We start from the raw sequence: 16,310 nt of genomic DNA on the forward strand, positions 1-16,310 counted from the left end.
GACTTACGCAAACAATAGCCGAAAAGAGTGATTTTCTTCTTAGGGGCAATACCCTGCGGTCAGCTAAAGCTACATGAATTGCCCCTACCGTGTGTAGCATTGCGTAAGTCCTACTTATTCCTAAGCCCCCTTCCTACAGTTCCCCGACTTCTTTCTTTAATAAGTTGGGGAGCTAGGGTAAGCCGCCCTCTCGGTCATAAGTGATTCAAATTGCTACTTCCTCTGATTCTTCGATTTCGGAAATACCTACTAGGGTAATGGGTGGAAGATTGGGAAATTCAACAATAAGCCGTAACTCGCCTCCCATCGCAGCAATGTACTTCCGTAAAGTTGAGAGCATCAAATCAGTATGCTGTTCCAGACGAGAAACATTCCCTTGGTCAATTTGGAGAAGTTGCGCCATCTGTTCCTGAGTAAGTTTGAGTGCGAGTCTCAATTGCTATCGCGTCATTTCCTGGGCGATCAGCAAGTTAGATTCTTCTTGAATCTTTTTGCGTCGTTCAGGTGACAACTGTTCTAGTTTTTCCTTTAAAGTTTTCCCCATCGATTACCCTCACTTTTCCTCTTGCTGAATCTTGAGTTGAGCTAAGTGTGCGTCAAATCTATCTAAACTAGAGTCAGCTTAACCCCAAATCATATTTTGCTCTATGTAATGCGTTCCCCGAAGGGGTTGTCGTTCGCGCAGGGTGTCGTAGACAAGACATCGCACTCTCCATTATTCTGCATTGCTGCGGCAAGTTTTTCTAAATTTTGACGAACATTAACACTACGGAGATGATTTATCCCCCAGACTCGTTCACAAATATCTAAAGCTTGCAAATAAAGGGGTTTTGCTTCGCTGTAACGTTCTGTTGCCCGATAGATTTCTGCCAAATTGTTGAGACTTTCAGCAACATTGGGATGATTTTCTCCCAACAGGTGCTTATCAAGTTCTAAGGCTTTTATACATAAGGGTTCTGCTTCATTGTAACGCCCCTGCTCCCTGTACATATAACCAAGAGCGTAGATAGTATCTGCTAAAAGCGGATGGGCCTTTTGTAATAGACGCTGCTTGAGTTCCAATGATTGCAAAAACAAAGACTCGGCTTGATCGTAACGTCCTTGAGCGCGGTATATTAAACCTAAATTGTGCAAATCTGTTGCAACATCGGGATTGTCTTCTCCCAAAAATCGCTTATCTAATTCTATTGCTTGTTGCGACAACGGTTCAGCTTCACTGTAACGTCCTTGATGATAATAAAGTAGCGCTAAATTATTCAGTATAAGAGCGAAAGAAGGATGATTTTCGCCAAGCAAATGTTTTTCGAGTTCTAACGATTGCAGATACAAAGGTTCTGCTTGGTCATAATGTCCTTGTTCATCATATAGTAATGCCAAATTGTTCAGGCTGGCGGCAACATCGGCATGGTTTTCTCCCCACAGGCGTTTCCTGAGTTCCAAAGCTTGTTGATATAGGAGTTCCGCTTTACTATATTGTCCAGTAGATTTGTAGAGTCCCGCCAAATTATTCAGGCTAGTCCCAAAAGAAGGATGATTGTCTCCCAAAAGACGTTTCCTCAGTTCTAAAGCTTGTTTATATAAGGGTTCGGCTTCACTGTAGTTTCCGATTGCACGATATATTCCTGCTAAATTGTTGAGGCTAGTAGCTAAATCTATCTGCAAACCTAATTCATTTTGTAGCTCACTAGCCTGACGCCAATATTTGATTGCTAATTCCTGTTCTTCTTGATAATTTTGAGATTCACCCCGATCTAATCTGCTGCGGTAAATATCGCCTAAGCTTGAATATAAGGTAGCCAAGGTAGGATCTTTCGTTCCCTGTTCCTGTTCTACTTTCTCGATTAGCCTTTGTAAATCTTGAATGGGCAAGAAAAAGTGATTACTTTCATTAGTGTCTGTGCTGGCTAATTCTGTATCTCTAAAAACAAAGCGGATATTTTCTAGTTCTTTACCAGGAATAGCATTTGTCTTTTTAGATTCAAACCGGAATACGCCGTTGCGCCAACTCCAAAAGTCAGGAGCTTTTTTAATCAGGTTGACTAAAATTTGGTTAGTTACCCAAAGCACGATCGCAAAAGGAAACTCACGCAATCCTTCCCTAGTCCACTGTAAGTAACCAAAAAATTTCTCCTGTTCCGATTGCTCATTTCCAAGTCTGAGAAAATAAAGTTGTTCAGCACCCGTCACAGTGATTACCGCCCGGCTTTGCTGAACAAGATATTCTTCTTGTTGTACCAATTGGTTAAGAGCAGCTTTTAGGCTTGGTTCTTGACGTGCTAAAGTTACCTGATATGAATGAAACTTAGGTTGTAGTTCGGCTTCATATTGGGCAATAATCTCATCCCGAAAGCTCGCATCATCGCCAACCGCAATCAGTATATTTAATCCCCGCTTTTGAGCTTCAATAGAAACAATTAAATCATCATACGCATCTTGATTTTCTCGCTGATCATTTAAGAATTCTTCATTTAACATTAATAGCTCCCTTTATTTTCAATGTTTCTATAATAATTGGATGAAGATCGTACCAAGTTTCATCAGTGCGATATTCTAGAATATACAGCCCGTGTAGCAAATCCAAAAACTCTGTTTGTTTCGGATCATTGGGCATAAATTGTTCATAAACACTCTGCAAAATATCTATATCAAGTTTTCCTAAACGTATGGAAAAATCATTGCGGATTTTATTAATTGCTTCCAGGAGAATTTTATCATCAATAATAACTTCTGCCGAGGGATTTCGGCGGATAATCCGCAAACAAATACGGCAACATTCCTTAGAAATCCGAATTAACTCTCGCAATACGCCACCACTGTAAATCACAATCTTTTCAGCAGTTTCATCCGCGATTAATTTACTGGGTATCCGCTTTTGTAAAACTTCACCGAGAATTTTTGTTGCTTCCGGGCGAGGTTGGGCGTTAGGGAAACGATTTTTACCTTTCTCAAAGATTTTTAAAACAGGCATTGCCACAACCTGATCGTTGGTTTCAGTGGCAATTATTGTGCTAATAAATGTTTCCCGAAGTACTGAGATCGGGATAGTGTAGATAATTTGAAAGTTAGGTTGACAAAGAGCTTTAATGTTATCTCTATAAATTTCGTTAACTCTTCCTAAGTCAAGCTTATCTAAATCATCAATAATTACTAAAACGTTTTGTTTAGTTGCAACTTGAATTAAAGCAGCAATTTCATTAATTCTGGCAACTAAATCTGATAACTTGCGTTCAAATTCTTGTTTAATTTCATCCCGAACGCTCGCATCAACTTTTAATTTAGAGCTAATCAATTTTAGGAGGTCAAAACCTATGCTAGCTTCTGCTTGCGAATTTAATTCTTCAGTGCGAGTGCGGGTAGCAAACCACTTATAAAGAGCTTCTTTAGTAGATTGAGGAATATCAACTTGGCGTGCTTCTGCCTCTGCCATTAAATTAACTGCGATCGCAAACAATATATTAATATGATTAACCGCCGACATTTCAATTTTTTCAGCAATAGAGAATAGAACTACAAAATATTTATTTTGAATTTGTCTGCTAAATTCAGCTAACAAAGTAGACTTACCACATCCCCGATGTCCTGTAAAGACAATTTTGCCATCTCGATTGGGACTATCTTCCACTAATTGGTTAAGGTCTGCAATCAAATCATCACCATATTCGACTTTAAATCTTTCCATTTCGTTCTGTTCCATCAACGGAAATAGTTCGAGATTACTGTATGCTTCTTGAAAGGAGTTTAATAAATCTTCAGACATTGGATAGTGCCATAAACATGGGGACTATTCATATAATGGCTCATGATTTTTGAAGTAGAAGTTCAGCTAATGTCTAGGATAGAGTATGCCTACAGAACTTCTCAAATTCCGTCAATAAATAACTACTAGGTGAGTGGTATGTTATGTCTTAAAAAGAGATGCTTTAATCCCCAATTTTCAACCTATCAATAAGTAACAGAGGTCAATAATCAATAAGATTGAATGATAGATTATACATTCGATAAATCAGACTGAATGATAGATTATACAGATAACATAGTGAAAGCTACTTAACATATAAATAAAATAAAATTTTCAGTTATAAAAATAAATTTTTAGTGTGCTTCGTCTCATCCCTCTCTAGGCGAAACAGCTACGGTGTACACACAAGTCGGAAATAGCTGATTAACCAGGGTTTTACCCCACCCTAACCCGGACCTTATAAACTACCGTGTACACATAAGTCGGAAAACCTGATCGAAATTGACTCTATAACCCACAGATTAAAACCTCACCCTTGCTTTACCCAAGGATAAATCTTTCCCTCTCCTTAGTAAGGAGAGGGACAGGTTTTGCGTAGCATAACCAGGGTGAGGTTTTTCAAGATTTTTGGGTAGTTCGATGACTTGTGTGTACACCGTAGCCCTTATAAAGGGGAGAGGGAACAGATTGAAAAACACTGCCTTATCAATTTACAACATAGATGGTTTGATATTTTCCCCTTACCTGCTATTCTGATTCCAAGCTATGCGGTTATCAGGTATACAAATCTTGCCAACTGCTGAACAAGGCATCAGGTGTGTCATACTATGTCAATCTTTAACCAATACATTCACTCCTATTTACATTGTCCGCCTCGATGAACAAACAGGTAATGTATTTATTTTGGCAGGAGATATAGCAGTAGACAGACAGCTTAGGACATTCGCAAACCCTAAGAGAGCGGCTGTCAGAGCTATCCATAGCAGACTTGTCCTAACCATTATGGCAGCCGCCATAACATAGAGGTAGAAATCTATCGCAATGGTTTTTGGAGGTTCTTGTGATTGAGCCAGAATTTAGCAGCATAAGCAAAACCAAGTTAAGAGCCTTCGTCATTGCTCACCCCCACAACAAAGCAGCGTTTCGTGCTTTTGTTGACCGCTTTACATCTGAAGCGTCTCCAGAGACTTTTGACATCCCAAAATCGAATGCTGAGATTGAAGAAGTTGAAATTTTGATTAAACAAAAATTAGAACAATTAAAAATGAGCTAAAATTTTAGAAGTTTCTTTTAAATATCGCAAAACTAATTGAGTCGAACAACTGTTCGGTTTTGCAACCTACCAAGCTATCCGACTCGGTTTTATATTCGGAGGTTGTCGTCTTCCTCGCTGGTTCAGGTTTGGACTCCCTGATGTACGCTCGATAAATTCCACTTATCAACTCTGACTTTGGGGAGTACTCACGTCACAGCCACCGCCACCACGCGAAAACCAACATCGTTGTAACGACCCTCGCGCGCGTACCAACAGCGATTGGCAGAACGGGAATTCCCGGCAAGGTGGATACAACATCCGCCACGCAGTAGCATTATGTTATTATTACTACCAATTAACCACGGTCTACTATCTATTGGTGCGTCTATGTAATTACCGTTATACACATCTTTACACCATTCCCATACATTACCATGCATATCGTATAAACCGAAAGAGTTAGGCGGAAATTTTCCTACATCTATTGTTTGTTTACGATATTCGCCCTTTGGTGCAAAACCGTAAGGATAGTTACCGTTGTAGTTAACTAAATCTGTGGTAATCGTTTCACCAAAATAAAACGGTGTAGTTGTTCCTGCACGACAAGCATATTCCCATTCGGCTTCACTGGGTAGCCTGTAGGTGTGTTCTGTTTTCTGACTCAACTTTTCACAAAACTCTACCGCCTCATCCCAACTAACTGTTTCTACAGGCCGTTTCTCACCTTTGAAGCTAGAAGGATTACTGCCCATAATTGCTTGATACTGTGCCTGGGTAACTGCATATTTCCCCATAAAGAAATTAGGAACTGTTACTTGATGCAGTGGACTCTCATCTTCATATCTCTGTGCTTCTCTTTCGGGTGAACCCATCATAAAGGTTCCCCCTGGTATCTGCACCATTTCCAAGGTGACACCATTCCCTAAATTTTCTTCAAAATATTTAGCTTCCTCATTACGGCGGTTGGTAATATTTCCTTGTGCATTTACCGTAACCACTTCAAATTGAAAGGTTTTTAAAGGATTTTTTTCAACTGTAAATATTCCCTTAGTGGAATTTTCAGCACTAGGATGAGGTTGTGGTGAAGATGGTTCTTGACGTTCCCACGGCAACTGAGCAATTCTTTGTAAACTTCTCACCGCTTGCATATCTTGTCCTGAAGCCGCAGCTAATACCCGAATCCATAATTTCTCTGCTAAATCTAAATTCCTGTTTACTTCTGCTTGGTAAGCATCATTTCTCAATGTGTCGATATCCCCTAGAGTTGCGTATCGTGGAACAAGTATTAGGTGGGATTTATTCAGAGGTTCAGCAATCACATAAGGCGTTTGCCTTGTATTCTTATGCTGGCGAACCAATTCAGGCACACGAAACTTGAGATATTGCTCCAATCGTTCAACAGTAGCGCATCGACCTTGAATTCCTAACCCTTCCAGTAACGCAGTGGTAAAAGCACCTTGTTGTAAAGCCTCAATTTCATAAGAATACTCCTGGGGAATACAAGAAAAAATGCTGATAACTCCTTGTTGACGTGCTTCTTCTGCGGTTTGTCGCCCAATTCCTTCACCTGTTTTTTTGCCTTCATTGCGACAAGCATCCAGAATCAAGACAACATTATCAGCACCGCAGCGACGCAGACGTTCACTCACAAAGTTAATCGCAATTGCCGTGTTTTCAATATCCTCTGGATCGCCATCACAGGGCATGAGATAATCACGGTCAGCGTATCTTATCCCATGACCACTCAAGAAAAACCAGAAATTATCCCCTGCTCCCATAAAGGGATTTTCAAATAACTGTCGCAAGACTCGCAGCAAGTTAGTGCGAGTTGGGCGAGTAGATTTTCCGTCAACAGGAGGAGAGTCATCAGAGAAAAAGAATATCCGCTCAAATCCGGCTTCATTGGCCAGAAACTCTTGCATTAATAGTGCATCCCGCTTGGCATAGTTTAGCGGTTGCAGATAATCATACTGGTTAATTCCGATCGCGATCGCCCAATTTTTTGCCATCTCACTCTGATTCTTGGCGCTTGAACTTCAGCTTAATCGCTCCTTTAGTCCCAGCTTTGGCACCATTGCCAATTAATTTAACTTCTCCTTCCCCACTAATTTCTACCGATAGCTCAATTTCATCTAGCTGCATCCGGGAGTTGACTTTTGCTTGCTGTTCGGCTTGACTAAACAAACTTCCCACGACTTTGAGAAAGTGAGTCATATTTTGCTCTAATGTTTGAGCGCTAACCTTAACAGCATCTACTACCCCTTTGCTACCAATACCTTCCCTGAGAGTTTCCTCTCCCCAACCGCGTGTATTACTATTCCCCCCTTTAGCACCGTCAGGAATCGATATTTGCGGCATTTCATCCGTCACAATCCAAATGCCGTCATCTTGGGGTATTTCTGACATATTACATTAAATATTTACATTAAATCTTCCCACATTATAGATACAACGGTAGAGATAGCGATTGCGATTACCAGGAAATCTCACTGAACATCTTAGCGATCGCATAGTCTCAAATTATCTCAGATTAGGTGCGATCGCCTTCTCTAAGTAGTCCAATGAAAAATCTGAATATTTGTAATCCAGTCTTAGAGGATGATTGAAAAGTCATGATTGCCGATAATCTCTCGAATTACCGACTTGCAGAAATTAAAAGCAATTCAGCAGGCAATTAAAACTGTAAATACAGTCAATAAATTACAGCAAATTTTGTCAACAAACTTGACATGAAACACCAAAAATATAACCCCTCTCCGCCACCGGAAAGGGGTTAATCACTATCGAAACTCAGCACTTGTACAGACGCGATGAATCGCGTCTCATTCAGCACTATCTAATAAGCGTCTTGCAACTCATAGAAATCAGGCGAGATATAATCCTTCCGCAAAGGCCAACCTACCCAATCTTCCGGCATCAAAATCCGCTTGAGATTTGGGTGTCCTTCGTAGACAATGCCTAACATATCGTAAGACTCGCGCTCTTGCCAATCTGCCGTCTTCCAAATCCAGTACACAGAAGGGACTACAGGGTTTTCCCGTGGTAAGAACACCTTTAAGCGTACTTCTTCCGGGCGATCGCTATTATCATCGACTTTAATCAAATGATACACACTCACTAATTCCTGTCCTGGCCCAAGGTCAACACCACCTTGAAACTGGAGATAATTAAACCCATAGGCATAAAGGGCTGTAGCGGTGGGAAGCAAGAAATCTGGCTCCACCTTAATTATCTCTACACCATTCTTGTCTGGCGCTAAAAACTCATGGTCAAAGCCATTTTCCGTCAACCACTGGGAAACTTTACCGGCTTGTACCAATGACTCTTCTTTGGCTGCTGCAACTGGTTGAGATTCTTCTTCAGCCACGGCTTTGTTCCTCCTTTTGCGCCTTTGCTGTTAGCAGTGCAGGTGGTACTGATAAACCGATCGCTTCTGTCAATTCCTTCGGTGGTACAGAGCGAGTTTCTGACTGCAAATACTTACCAGTTAAGATTTCCTCCACTGGCTTCAAATTATGAGTAGTGCTGTAGTAGCGGTGAGTTTGCTTAATTTTATCCCGCTCTTGCATCGATTCATTGGCGATTTTCTTCCGCAGCTTAATAATCGCGTCAATAATTGCTTCTGGACGCGGAGGACAACCAGGCAAATAGACATCCACAGGAATCAGTTTATCGACTCCGCGCACTGCCGTAGGGGAATCAACGCTGAACATCCCGCCCGTAATTGTGCAAGCTCCCATTGCAATTACATACTTCGGCTCTGGCATTTGTTCATAAAGACGCACCAGTTGGGGAGCCATCTTCATCGTAATCGTCCCTGCGGTAATAATTAAATCGGCTTGGCGGGGGCTAGAACGGGGAATTAGTCCAAAACGGTCAAAATCAAATCGGGAACCAATTAAAGCTGCAAACTCAATAAAACAGCAAGCAGTACCAAACAGCAACGGCCACAGACTAGAAAGCCGCGCCCAATCGTAGAGATCATCAACCGTAGTCAAAATGATGTTTTCTGAAAGGTCTTGAGTGATTGTGGAACGCTCAATAGGGTTGATGATTCGCTCTTTGCCCTGAGTTGTTAAGTTAGAATTCAAGACCATTCCAAAGCTCCTTTACGCCATGCGTAAACTAAGGCGACTACAAGAATTGCAATAAAGACTAGCGCTTCAATAAATGCTAATAGCCCCAAACGGTGGAAAGCTACCGCCCAAGGATACAAGAATACAGTCTCCACATCAAAGACGACGAAGACCAGAGCAAACATGTAGTAGCGGATGTTGAACTGAATCCAGGCTCCCCCGATGGGTTCCATGCCAGATTCATAGGTGGTGTGCCGTTCTGGGCTGTAACCACTGGGTCGTAAGAGCTTGGATGCTGAGAGCGCTAAGGCAGGCACTAGGCTACAGATTATAAAGAAGCCTAGAAGGTACTCGTAACCGCTGAGGACAAACACAATGAGTATCTACCGCTTATGGAATATTTTAAGTGGGGAGTCGGGAGTGGGGAGTGGGGGGATGAGGGGGATGAGGGAGAAGAATTAATGCCCAATGCCCAATGCCCAATGCCCAATGCCCAATCCCTTAACCGCATAACTTTCTTTTACATTATATCTGTTTGATTTTTCTGAAATCTGGGAAACAGACGCACTTCACGTATTTGATTAGTTTTTGGTAGTAATAGAAAAGTCTAACAGTTATGTCATAATTTTTAACGTATATTTAAGATTTCTCCTCTGCGAGTCCTTAGCCATGAGCGAACCAGCTGTTGAGACTACGGTATTAGATCGCTACGAGTGTCGCGCCTGCGGTTATGTTTACGAACCTGAGAAGGGAGACGACAAGGATGATATTCCTTCCGGGACGCCTTTTGCAGAACTGCCCATAACTTGGCGTTGTCCAGTTTGTACTGCTAAGAAGACTGCTTTTGCTAATATCGGACCTGCGGGTACTGCATCCGGCTTCAAAGAAAATCTCGGTTACGGTTTTGGTGTCAACAACCTAACGCCAGGACAAAAGAATATCCTAATTTTTGGCGCTTTGGCTCTTGGCTTCTTGTTTTTTATCAGTCTCTACGGCTTACAGTGACATCCGTTAAGCAATTCAAAATTCAACAGGACTTATGCAAACAATAGCTGAAATGCTGATTCTTAGGTAGGGGCAATACCCTGCGGTCAGCTAAAGCTACATGAATTGCCCCGGAGGGCGTGTAATTTTGTGTAAGTCCTATTCAAAATGAAAAACTTTAGAAACAAATAAGAGATACTGATGCATTCAATTGTAAAAAGTTGGCAACGAATAGCTGCCTTGTTGATAGTAGTCCTGATGTGCATAAGTTGTAGCACAATTCCCTCTGTTAGCTACAACCCCTGGAAAATCATTTCTGTGCCAACAGACTCGAACCTATTGGATATTGCTTTTACTGATAACCCTGAACATGGCTACTTAGTCGGTAGCAATGCCACCTTGTTGGAAACCAATGACAGTGGTAATACCTGGAAACAAATAACACTGCAACTGGATGAGCAAAAGTATCGCTTTGACTCAGTAAGTTTTGCAGGTAAAGAAGGCTGGATTGCTGGAGAGCCTGGACTGTTGCTGCACACTACCGATGAAGGTGGTTCTTGGTCGCGTATTCCTCTCAGCGAAAAGCTACCAGGTAGCCCGATCGCAATTAAGGCACTGGCAGACAAGACAGCTGAAATGGCTACTAATGTCGGAGCCATCTATAAGACCACAGACGGCGGCAAAAACTGGAAAGCCCAGGTAGAATCAGCAGTCGGTGTAGTGCGTAACTTGGAACGTTCTACTGATGGTAAATATATTGCCGTTTCCGCTAAGGGTAGTTTCTACTCGACTTGGGAACCAGGGCAAGATACTTGGGTACCCCATAACCGCAATAGTTCTCGGCGAGTAGAAAACATGGGCTTTGCTGAGAATGGGCAATTGTGGTTGCTAGCCAGGGGCGGTCAAATTCAGTTTAGTGACCCAACTAAACCTGAAGAGTGGCAAGAAACAAAATATCCAGAGTTATCCACCAGTTGGGGTTTACTGGATTTGGCATATCGCACACCCAATGAAATTTGGATAGGTGGCGGTAGCGGTAATTTGCTACGGAGTGGCGACGGTGGCAAAACCTGGGAAAAAGATCGTGCAGTGGAAGAAGTTGCTGCTAATTTGTATAAGATTGTGTTTTTAGAGCCAGATCGGGGATTTATAATTGGCGATCGCGGCGTTTTGCTTAAATATCTACCAAACCCGGAAACAACTTCTCCAGAAGCCGCTTAGTGGGGGAGTGGGGGGATGAGGGAGAGTGAGAATTTTAGATTTTGGATTTTAGATTGAAATTTAATCCAAAATCTAAAATCCAAAATCCAAAATTGAATTGCCCAATGCCCTATTTCTGAGAAGAACGTTGCAACTTGTAACTCTTTCTTAACTTTGTAGGATAATAAACTCTATAACACTCTATGTAATAGGTAGGGATCTAAATGTCAGGTACCACTGGAGAACGTCCGTTTTCGGACATCATTACTAGCGTTCGTTACTGGGTAATTCACAGCATCACCATCCCAGCATTGTTTATTGCGGGTTGGTTATTTGTACAAACTGGTTTGGCTTATGATGCCTTTGGTACACCTCGTCCCAATGAGTATTTCACACCAACGCGCCAAGAAGTGCCAATTGTGAAGAACCGTTTTGAAGCTAAAAAACAAGTTGAACAATTTATTGGAAAGTAGTTTGAGATCATGACTAGCGGCAATAACATCAATCAACCAGTTACCTATCCAATTTTTACCGTTAGATGGCTGGCAGTTCACACTTTAGGTGTACCAACTGTATTCTTTTTAGGCGCGATCGCCGCAATGCAATTTATTCACCGTTAGGAGCAATTATGGTAGAAAGATCGCCTAACCCCAATAATCAACCGGTTGAACTAAACCGGACTTCGTTATACCTGGGACTACTACTAGTTTTCGTTCTGGGGATTTTGTTTTCCAGTTACTTCTTTAACTAACTGGAACTACGGTTGTTAATCTTTGTTTATTGAATATGTGTTGAGTTGTTGTTAACAGAGGAGAAAAGCTGTGTCTGAAAGTGGGAGAATTCCCCTGTGGGTCGTTGCTACGATCGTAGGATTAGGTGTAATCACAGTCCTGGGCATTTTCTTTTATGGTGCCTACGCCGGACTTGGTTCTTCGATTTAACATGAGTTTGAACCTGAACCGAACACTATAAGTTAGAATTTTCTAGCATTTGTTGAGAAATCAACGTTAAAAAAACCGCCTGTCTCTATGAGACGGGCGGTATTAATTTTGGTCATTAGTCTAAAAAACGTATGTAACGAAATTGATAACTTTCCCTTGTCCAAAAAGTTGACTAATGAACGCCACTCGCTTCAACTCTGAGAAAATACGAAGTTCTGCTGCGGTCTGCACCAACGAATAGCGCAACGTTAGCGAGTCAGATGCTACGCACAATCTTTAAGGAACTTCCAAATAATAAAAACATCCCAAATTTTCTTGTGGGATGGGTGTCCGCACCCGTCCCATATTCAGGGCGGGCTTTCCTGCCCACCCCACAAGATGGATAATTTATTTCTTGTCAGTCCCTAACGCTTCTCTACCAGACGCGCAAGGGACGCTCTATAGCGTCGGAAGCCTGGGCTCAGAGAACTCTGGGCAAACGCAGTGGCTTCTAATGACTAGATCACTTAATATCGCTGATATCGTCGCTCTCAATGTATAGAAGTAGAAACGCGAAGGTTGCAGCTGGCAAAATCCAACCAATTATGTAAATGAAGATAGGAGACAAGAACGAAGTAGTAGCCAACATAGAAGGCAAAAAAGAAGCTGCCATAGTAAAAGTTCCCATTAAATCACACTACAATTCAAAATGAGCTTACTGCAAATTCTGCCAGATTTTTTAAATTCTAAAGATTTTTAACACAGAGTGGGGAGAGACGCGATTAACCGCGTCTGTACTAGGGAGTGATTTGTTGAATAATTCTTCCTTGTCCCCTCTTTTTCATTCGCTACTCAAAATCACATACTGAGGAGTTCATCTAGCTGCAAGCTTGGCAAGTCTGGAGGAATCACAGTTCGGAGTATTGTGACTTTGTGACTCTCTTGCTGGGTTGTCAGATCAAGTGCGATCGCTTCTAAGCGAATTTCCAAACAGCCAAAGGGAATGTTTAATTGCGTCATCACTTCCAACCCTCCTAAACCATTAGGTAGTAAATTTGTCAATAAATGAGGCCCATCTACCAACCAGCGAGTTTGATAATCTTCAAGCCATAACTTGACAACAACTTGCGGAGATACTTCAGGCAGTACTACGCGCACTATAATAAACTTGCCAGCGATTAGTTCACCTTCTGGCATATGCAATTGTGGAATTGGTAAAGGCTCAGTGGATGCCGCAATTATAGGGAAGGAAGGGGATAAATCTAACAGTGGTTGCTCCTCTTCTTCAAAGGGGTAACTCCTGGTTGCCTCGGCTTCTAGTTCACTATATGTATCATCTACAACGATTTCTTGCGCTAACCAAGCTGACGCTATATTTATATTTATTGGAGGAGGGGGGGGCGGTAGTTGCGTTAACAGACCTGATGAGAGCGTTGGTTCTAATACTTTTTCTAGTTCCGTATTTTCTCCTATCCCCAGATCCGCTTCCTTGGCTGTGTCTACATCTTTCTCAAAGTTCCCCAGTTCGGAAGCCAACCCTTGGACTTCTTCCCATGTCCCCTGTCCCTTGCGCGTCTCTGTCAGAACAAGTTCTGAGTGATCCAAATGTTCGCTCAGATTCTTCTCCGTCTTGGCATCTAGGTTTAACGGCAAGTTGACATCAACATTCGTATTTTCTGCACTTAGAGAAAGCGGCGTCTGCTGCACTAGAACATACTTATCGTAGTCTTGAGGTTGCAGATCATTGATCGATTCAGGCAAAGAGTATCCTTGGCTCTGCATCCACTTCCTGAGTAAAGGAGATGAGTCAAAGTTGCCTGTTGTAATGACTTGTCTCTTTGGTTGGACTTCTAGTTCAGCAACAGATTCCTCCTGGAATTGTGCATTTGTTTGGGCTTCTAGTTCAGCAACAGATTTCTCCTGGAATTGTACATTTGTTTGGACTTCTAGTTCAGCAACAGATTCTTCCTGGAATTGTCCATCACCTACTAATTCTGGTGTATTTGCATTTTCAGCTAGAGTTACGTCCAACTGCGGGAAGTCTTCAGGATCTAAAACTTGTAATGCATCTGGGGGGACATTGCTTTTTACTTCCTCTGCATCATCTGGCAAAGCTTGTAACCGTCTCAAGTATGGAAAAGTAGCGTCGAGTCTTGGCATTCGACGTTGCCTGATCACCAACTGCTCTAAGTTGATAGTAGATATAGTAGTATCCTTTTCTAGAAGTTCCTCCTGTATAGAGGATTCTGCAACAACATCTGTCAGAGTGTTGGCATCGGTTGGAACCCGGGGAAGTTTCGGCAATTGAGGCGAAGTGCCTGAATTGTTGAACTTAGATATCCGCAGGCTACCTTCTCGCAGAACTTGCAGGTTAATTTGCGGTGGTAGGGGTGTGTTTGGGGATATATTGAATATCTGAAACTGGCCTGTTTTTGGAATCTTAACCAGATTGAATAGTTTCAAATCGAGCCTTACAGCTGCCTCTGTTTCTGTGAAAGTAGCAGATGAGTCCGATGCTGCTATGAGGCCATTTCCATTTAAGGATTTACTAAGCTTTCCTACGGCTGTGATTGCCAGTAATTCTTTTACATCTGCTGTAATGGTGAATGACTGGCTGGCTAACTGGATGATTTCATTGACATCGGCGAATCTACCATACAAACTGATATCTGCCAAAATTAACTTGGATTCACAGTCAGCAGGAATATCAATTGAGGTATTGATGGTGAACGGCAACTCCTGATCTGGTAAGGGTTGCCGTAGCTGGGTCAAGATTTTCGAGTTCTTGGGCGATCGCAGTTCAATTCCTAGTTCAAGCGCCCGCAAGCTTTTTGGGGATAATGTTTCAGCCTGATCTAGATTTGTCTTTTCTTTGAGTTCTATGTGTCCATTGATTTTCAGAGCTTCTCCCCAACGAGCAATGTAAGAACCCTGATCTAAAGTTAACAGTAATGGTGGTGGTTGTGTTGCTGGAGAATCTGTAACCTTTTCATCTTCTGACAGAGGTTCAGAATCGGGTAAAGCTAAATCTATTAAATTTTGTAAAATCTGCTCTGCCGTCTCACCTTTGAGCCATACAGGACTCACCGGCTGATCGATAACTATATTTTCTTCGGTTTCATCTGGTACAACAATGCTAGCGGGGTTGCTGTCTGTAGCAATTGCCAATTCTGGAGACAGAGCGATCGCTTGATCTAACTTAACTGCCGATTCTGCTAGGGCAGTAGATTCCAAGTTCCCTTCATCTGGCACAACAATGCTAGCGGGGTTGCTGTTTGTAGTAATTGCCAGTTCTGGAGACAGAGCGATCGCTTGATCTAACTTAATTGCCGATTCTGCTAGAGCAGTAGATTCCAAGTTCCCTTCATCTGGCACAACAATGCTAGCGGGGTTGCTGTCTGTAGTAATTGCCAGTTCTGGAGACAGAGCAATCGCTTTATCTAAGGTAATTGCCGATTCTGCTGGGGCAGTAAATTCTAACTTCCCTTCATCACGCACAACAATGCTAGCGGGGTTACTGTCTGTAGCAATTGCCAGTTCTGCAAAGACAGCGATCGCTTTATCTAAGGTAATTGTCGATTCTGCTGGGGCAGTAGATTCCAAGTTTTCAGAAAAAGTATCTGAGTGATCAGGTGAATTTGATTCTAGATTCTCCCCCTCTCTTTTTTGGGGCAATACTTGAAGTTGGACACTGTACTGCCAAGATTTCCCGAACAGATCCGACATTAAATCGCCGCAACAGCGCAACTCCCAAAGTCCCGACTGCAAGTAGGTAAAAGGAATTACCGCCATTAAGCCTTCTGAGTTAGTGCGACGCGATCGCTTTAAAATTCGCCGCATTGGTTGAACTTCCTGGGTTGAAGAGTGAGTTACCCGCACTTCCACGTCTGTATTCGGAAGTTGAGAAAGAGCCAAAACTCTATACTCCCCTTCCAAAATTTCCAAATTTGGCGATTCTAGGATATGCCACGAGCGAGCGCCTTGTTTCTGTATCAGAAATTGCCAGTGTTCCATTATGAGTGATGCCCAGACCGACGAGCCGCCCAGTAATAGTGTCTATTACCTTGCTTGCCAGTTTACCTCAGTATTTTATAAATGCATCACTTAAATGGCTATCAAGTTAACTCAGTTTTACT

Annotated in this window: 19 protein-coding genes; 9 read left to right on the top strand and 10 right to left on the bottom strand. The window is 42.2% G+C overall.

Annotation, left to right across the window (positions count from 1 at the left end; all coding sequences use genetic code 11):
- Positions 1 to 205: 205 nt before the first annotated feature.
- The 3 genes from ACYTXL_RS34380 to ACYTXL_RS34390 all read right to left on the bottom strand — a co-directional run bounded on the left by ACYTXL_RS34380 (position 206) and on the right by ACYTXL_RS34390 (position 3,757).
- Positions 206 to 436, bottom strand: coding sequence for a helix-turn-helix domain-containing protein (locus ACYTXL_RS34380; protein ID WP_461928492.1), 231 nt, complete (start codon positions 434 to 436; stop codon positions 206 to 208).
- 209 nt (positions 437 to 645) lie between these two features.
- Positions 646 to 2,475, bottom strand: a complete 1,830-nt coding sequence (locus tag ACYTXL_RS34385) for a tetratricopeptide repeat protein (protein ID WP_461928493.1) — start codon at positions 2,473 to 2,475, stop codon at positions 646 to 648.
- Complete coding sequence (locus tag ACYTXL_RS34390; protein WP_461928494.1) at positions 2,465 to 3,757, bottom strand: ATP-binding protein; 1,293 nt, start codon at positions 3,755 to 3,757, stop codon at positions 2,465 to 2,467. Before ACYTXL_RS34390 ends, ACYTXL_RS34385 begins: the two co-directional genes overlap by 11 nt.
- A 747-nt stretch (positions 3,758 to 4,504) precedes the next feature.
- On the opposite strand from ACYTXL_RS34390, the gene ACYTXL_RS34395 reads away from it, so the two are divergent.
- Positions 4,505 to 4,762 (top strand): DUF6888 family protein, encoded by a 258-nt coding sequence (locus ACYTXL_RS34395; RefSeq protein ID WP_461928495.1) that lies wholly within the window; start codon positions 4,505 to 4,507, stop codon positions 4,760 to 4,762.
- 37 nt (positions 4,763 to 4,799) lie between these two features.
- Complete coding sequence (locus ACYTXL_RS34400) at positions 4,800 to 5,012, top strand: DUF6887 family protein (RefSeq protein WP_461928496.1); 213 nt, start codon at positions 4,800 to 4,802, stop codon at positions 5,010 to 5,012.
- A gap of 188 nt (positions 5,013 to 5,200) precedes the next feature.
- Here ACYTXL_RS34400 and ACYTXL_RS34405 read toward each other — a convergent pair whose 3' ends face one another.
- The 5 genes from ACYTXL_RS34405 to ndhC all read right to left on the bottom strand — a co-directional run bounded on the left by ACYTXL_RS34405 (position 5,201) and on the right by ndhC (position 9,444).
- Entirely contained in the window at positions 5,201 to 7,003 is a 1,803-nt protein-coding gene (locus ACYTXL_RS34405; RefSeq protein ID WP_461928497.1) for an SUMF1/EgtB/PvdO family nonheme iron enzyme, read from the bottom strand.
- A gap of 1 nt (position 7,004) precedes the next feature.
- Positions 7,005 to 7,400, bottom strand: coding sequence for a Pepco domain-containing protein (locus tag ACYTXL_RS34410; RefSeq protein WP_461928498.1), 396 nt, complete (start codon positions 7,398 to 7,400; stop codon positions 7,005 to 7,007).
- 430 nt (positions 7,401 to 7,830) lie between these two features.
- Positions 7,831 to 8,361 carry an NAD(P)H-quinone oxidoreductase subunit J gene (locus tag ACYTXL_RS34415; RefSeq protein WP_461928499.1) on the bottom strand — a complete coding sequence of 177 codons (531 nt, stop codon included), beginning with the start codon at positions 8,359 to 8,361 and terminating at the stop codon, positions 7,831 to 7,833.
- A complete protein-coding gene (gene ndhK / locus ACYTXL_RS34420) occupies positions 8,354 to 9,091 on the bottom strand; it encodes a photosynthetic/respiratory NAD(P)H-quinone oxidoreductase subunit K (RefSeq protein WP_461928500.1) in 738 nt (245 codons plus the stop codon). Before ndhK ends, ACYTXL_RS34415 begins: the two co-directional genes overlap by 8 nt.
- Positions 9,082 to 9,444 (bottom strand): photosynthetic/respiratory NAD(P)H-quinone oxidoreductase subunit C, encoded by a 363-nt coding sequence (gene ndhC, locus ACYTXL_RS34425; protein WP_196526961.1) that lies wholly within the window; start codon positions 9,442 to 9,444, stop codon positions 9,082 to 9,084. The genes ndhK and ndhC overlap by 10 nt, the downstream gene beginning before the upstream one ends.
- An 18-nt stretch (positions 9,445 to 9,462) precedes the next feature.
- Here ndhC and ACYTXL_RS34430 point away from each other — a divergent pair, with 18 nt between their 5' ends.
- The 7 genes from ACYTXL_RS34430 (at position 9,463) to ACYTXL_RS34460 (ending at position 12,195) form a co-directional block, all read left to right on the top strand.
- On the top strand, positions 9,463 to 9,609 hold the full coding sequence (locus ACYTXL_RS34430) for a hypothetical protein (protein WP_461928501.1): 147 nt from the start codon (positions 9,463 to 9,465) through the stop codon (positions 9,607 to 9,609).
- Positions 9,610 to 9,739: 130 nt separating this feature from the next.
- The gene (locus tag ACYTXL_RS34435) at positions 9,740 to 10,075 is read left to right on the top strand and encodes a rubredoxin (RefSeq protein WP_292798433.1); all 336 of its coding nucleotides are present in this window, start codon (positions 9,740 to 9,742) and stop codon (positions 10,073 to 10,075) included.
- Between the two features lie 180 nt (positions 10,076 to 10,255).
- A complete protein-coding gene (locus ACYTXL_RS34440; RefSeq protein WP_461928502.1) occupies positions 10,256 to 11,275 on the top strand; it encodes a photosynthesis system II assembly factor Ycf48 in 1,020 nt (339 codons plus the stop codon).
- Between the two features lie 203 nt (positions 11,276 to 11,478).
- A complete protein-coding gene (gene psbE / locus ACYTXL_RS34445; RefSeq protein ID WP_273762113.1) occupies positions 11,479 to 11,727 on the top strand; it encodes a cytochrome b559 subunit alpha in 249 nt (82 codons plus the stop codon).
- Between the two features lie 9 nt (positions 11,728 to 11,736).
- Positions 11,737 to 11,874, top strand: coding sequence for a cytochrome b559 subunit beta (gene psbF, locus ACYTXL_RS34450; RefSeq protein ID WP_012411801.1), 138 nt, complete (start codon positions 11,737 to 11,739; stop codon positions 11,872 to 11,874).
- A gap of 8 nt (positions 11,875 to 11,882) precedes the next feature.
- Positions 11,883 to 12,005, top strand: coding sequence for a photosystem II reaction center protein L (locus tag ACYTXL_RS34455; protein ID WP_012411802.1), 123 nt, complete (start codon positions 11,883 to 11,885; stop codon positions 12,003 to 12,005).
- A 70-nt stretch (positions 12,006 to 12,075) separates the two neighbouring features.
- Positions 12,076 to 12,195 (top strand): photosystem II reaction center protein J, encoded by a 120-nt coding sequence (locus ACYTXL_RS34460; protein ID WP_292798427.1) that lies wholly within the window; start codon positions 12,076 to 12,078, stop codon positions 12,193 to 12,195.
- 502 nt (positions 12,196 to 12,697) lie between these two features.
- On the opposite strand, the gene ACYTXL_RS34465 is transcribed toward ACYTXL_RS34460, so the two are convergent.
- Both ACYTXL_RS34465 and ACYTXL_RS34470 read right to left on the bottom strand, forming a co-directional pair.
- Complete coding sequence (locus tag ACYTXL_RS34465; protein ID WP_375452940.1) at positions 12,698 to 12,862, bottom strand: photosystem I reaction center subunit VIII; 165 nt, start codon at positions 12,860 to 12,862, stop codon at positions 12,698 to 12,700.
- 170 nt (positions 12,863 to 13,032) lie between these two features.
- Positions 13,033 to 16,188, bottom strand: coding sequence for a hypothetical protein (locus ACYTXL_RS34470; protein WP_461928503.1), 3,156 nt, complete (start codon positions 16,186 to 16,188; stop codon positions 13,033 to 13,035).
- Between the last annotated feature and the right edge of the window lie 122 nt (positions 16,189 to 16,310).

This window comes from Nostoc sp., assembly GCF_054880495.1.

Bases quoted from the DNA above. Each gene is read 5' to 3' on its own strand.
- ACYTXL_RS34455 (WP_012411802.1), top strand. From the start codon at position 11,883: ATGGTAGAAAGATCGCCTAACCCCAATAATCAACCGGTTGAACTAAAC.
- ACYTXL_RS34410 (WP_461928498.1), bottom strand. From the start codon at position 7,400: ATGTCAGAAATACCCCAAGATGACGGCATTTGGATTGTGACGGATGAA.
- ACYTXL_RS34440 (WP_461928502.1), top strand. From the start codon at position 10,256: ATGCATTCAATTGTAAAAAGTTGGCAACGAATAGCTGCCTTGTTGATA.
- ACYTXL_RS34395 (WP_461928495.1), top strand. From the start codon at position 4,505: ATGCGGTTATCAGGTATACAAATCTTGCCAACTGCTGAACAAGGCATC.
- psbE (WP_273762113.1), top strand. From the start codon at position 11,479: ATGTCAGGTACCACTGGAGAACGTCCGTTTTCGGACATCATTACTAGC.
- ACYTXL_RS34435 (WP_292798433.1), top strand. From the start codon at position 9,740: ATGAGCGAACCAGCTGTTGAGACTACGGTATTAGATCGCTACGAGTGT.
- psbF (WP_012411801.1), top strand. From the start codon at position 11,737: ATGACTAGCGGCAATAACATCAATCAACCAGTTACCTATCCAATTTTT.
- ACYTXL_RS34405 (WP_461928497.1), bottom strand. From the start codon at position 7,003: ATGGCAAAAAATTGGGCGATCGCGATCGGAATTAACCAGTATGATTAT.
- ACYTXL_RS34430 (WP_461928501.1), top strand. From the start codon at position 9,463: ATGGAATATTTTAAGTGGGGAGTCGGGAGTGGGGAGTGGGGGGATGAG.
- ACYTXL_RS34385 (WP_461928493.1), bottom strand. From the start codon at position 2,475: ATGTTAAATGAAGAATTCTTAAATGATCAGCGAGAAAATCAAGATGCG.
- ACYTXL_RS34390 (WP_461928494.1), bottom strand. From the start codon at position 3,757: ATGTCTGAAGATTTATTAAACTCCTTTCAAGAAGCATACAGTAATCTC.
- ndhK (WP_461928500.1), bottom strand. From the start codon at position 9,091: ATGGTCTTGAATTCTAACTTAACAACTCAGGGCAAAGAGCGAATCATC.
- ACYTXL_RS34465 (WP_375452940.1), bottom strand. From the start codon at position 12,862: ATGGGAACTTTTACTATGGCAGCTTCTTTTTTGCCTTCTATGTTGGCT.
- ACYTXL_RS34470 (WP_461928503.1), bottom strand. From the start codon at position 16,188: ATGGAACACTGGCAATTTCTGATACAGAAACAAGGCGCTCGCTCGTGG.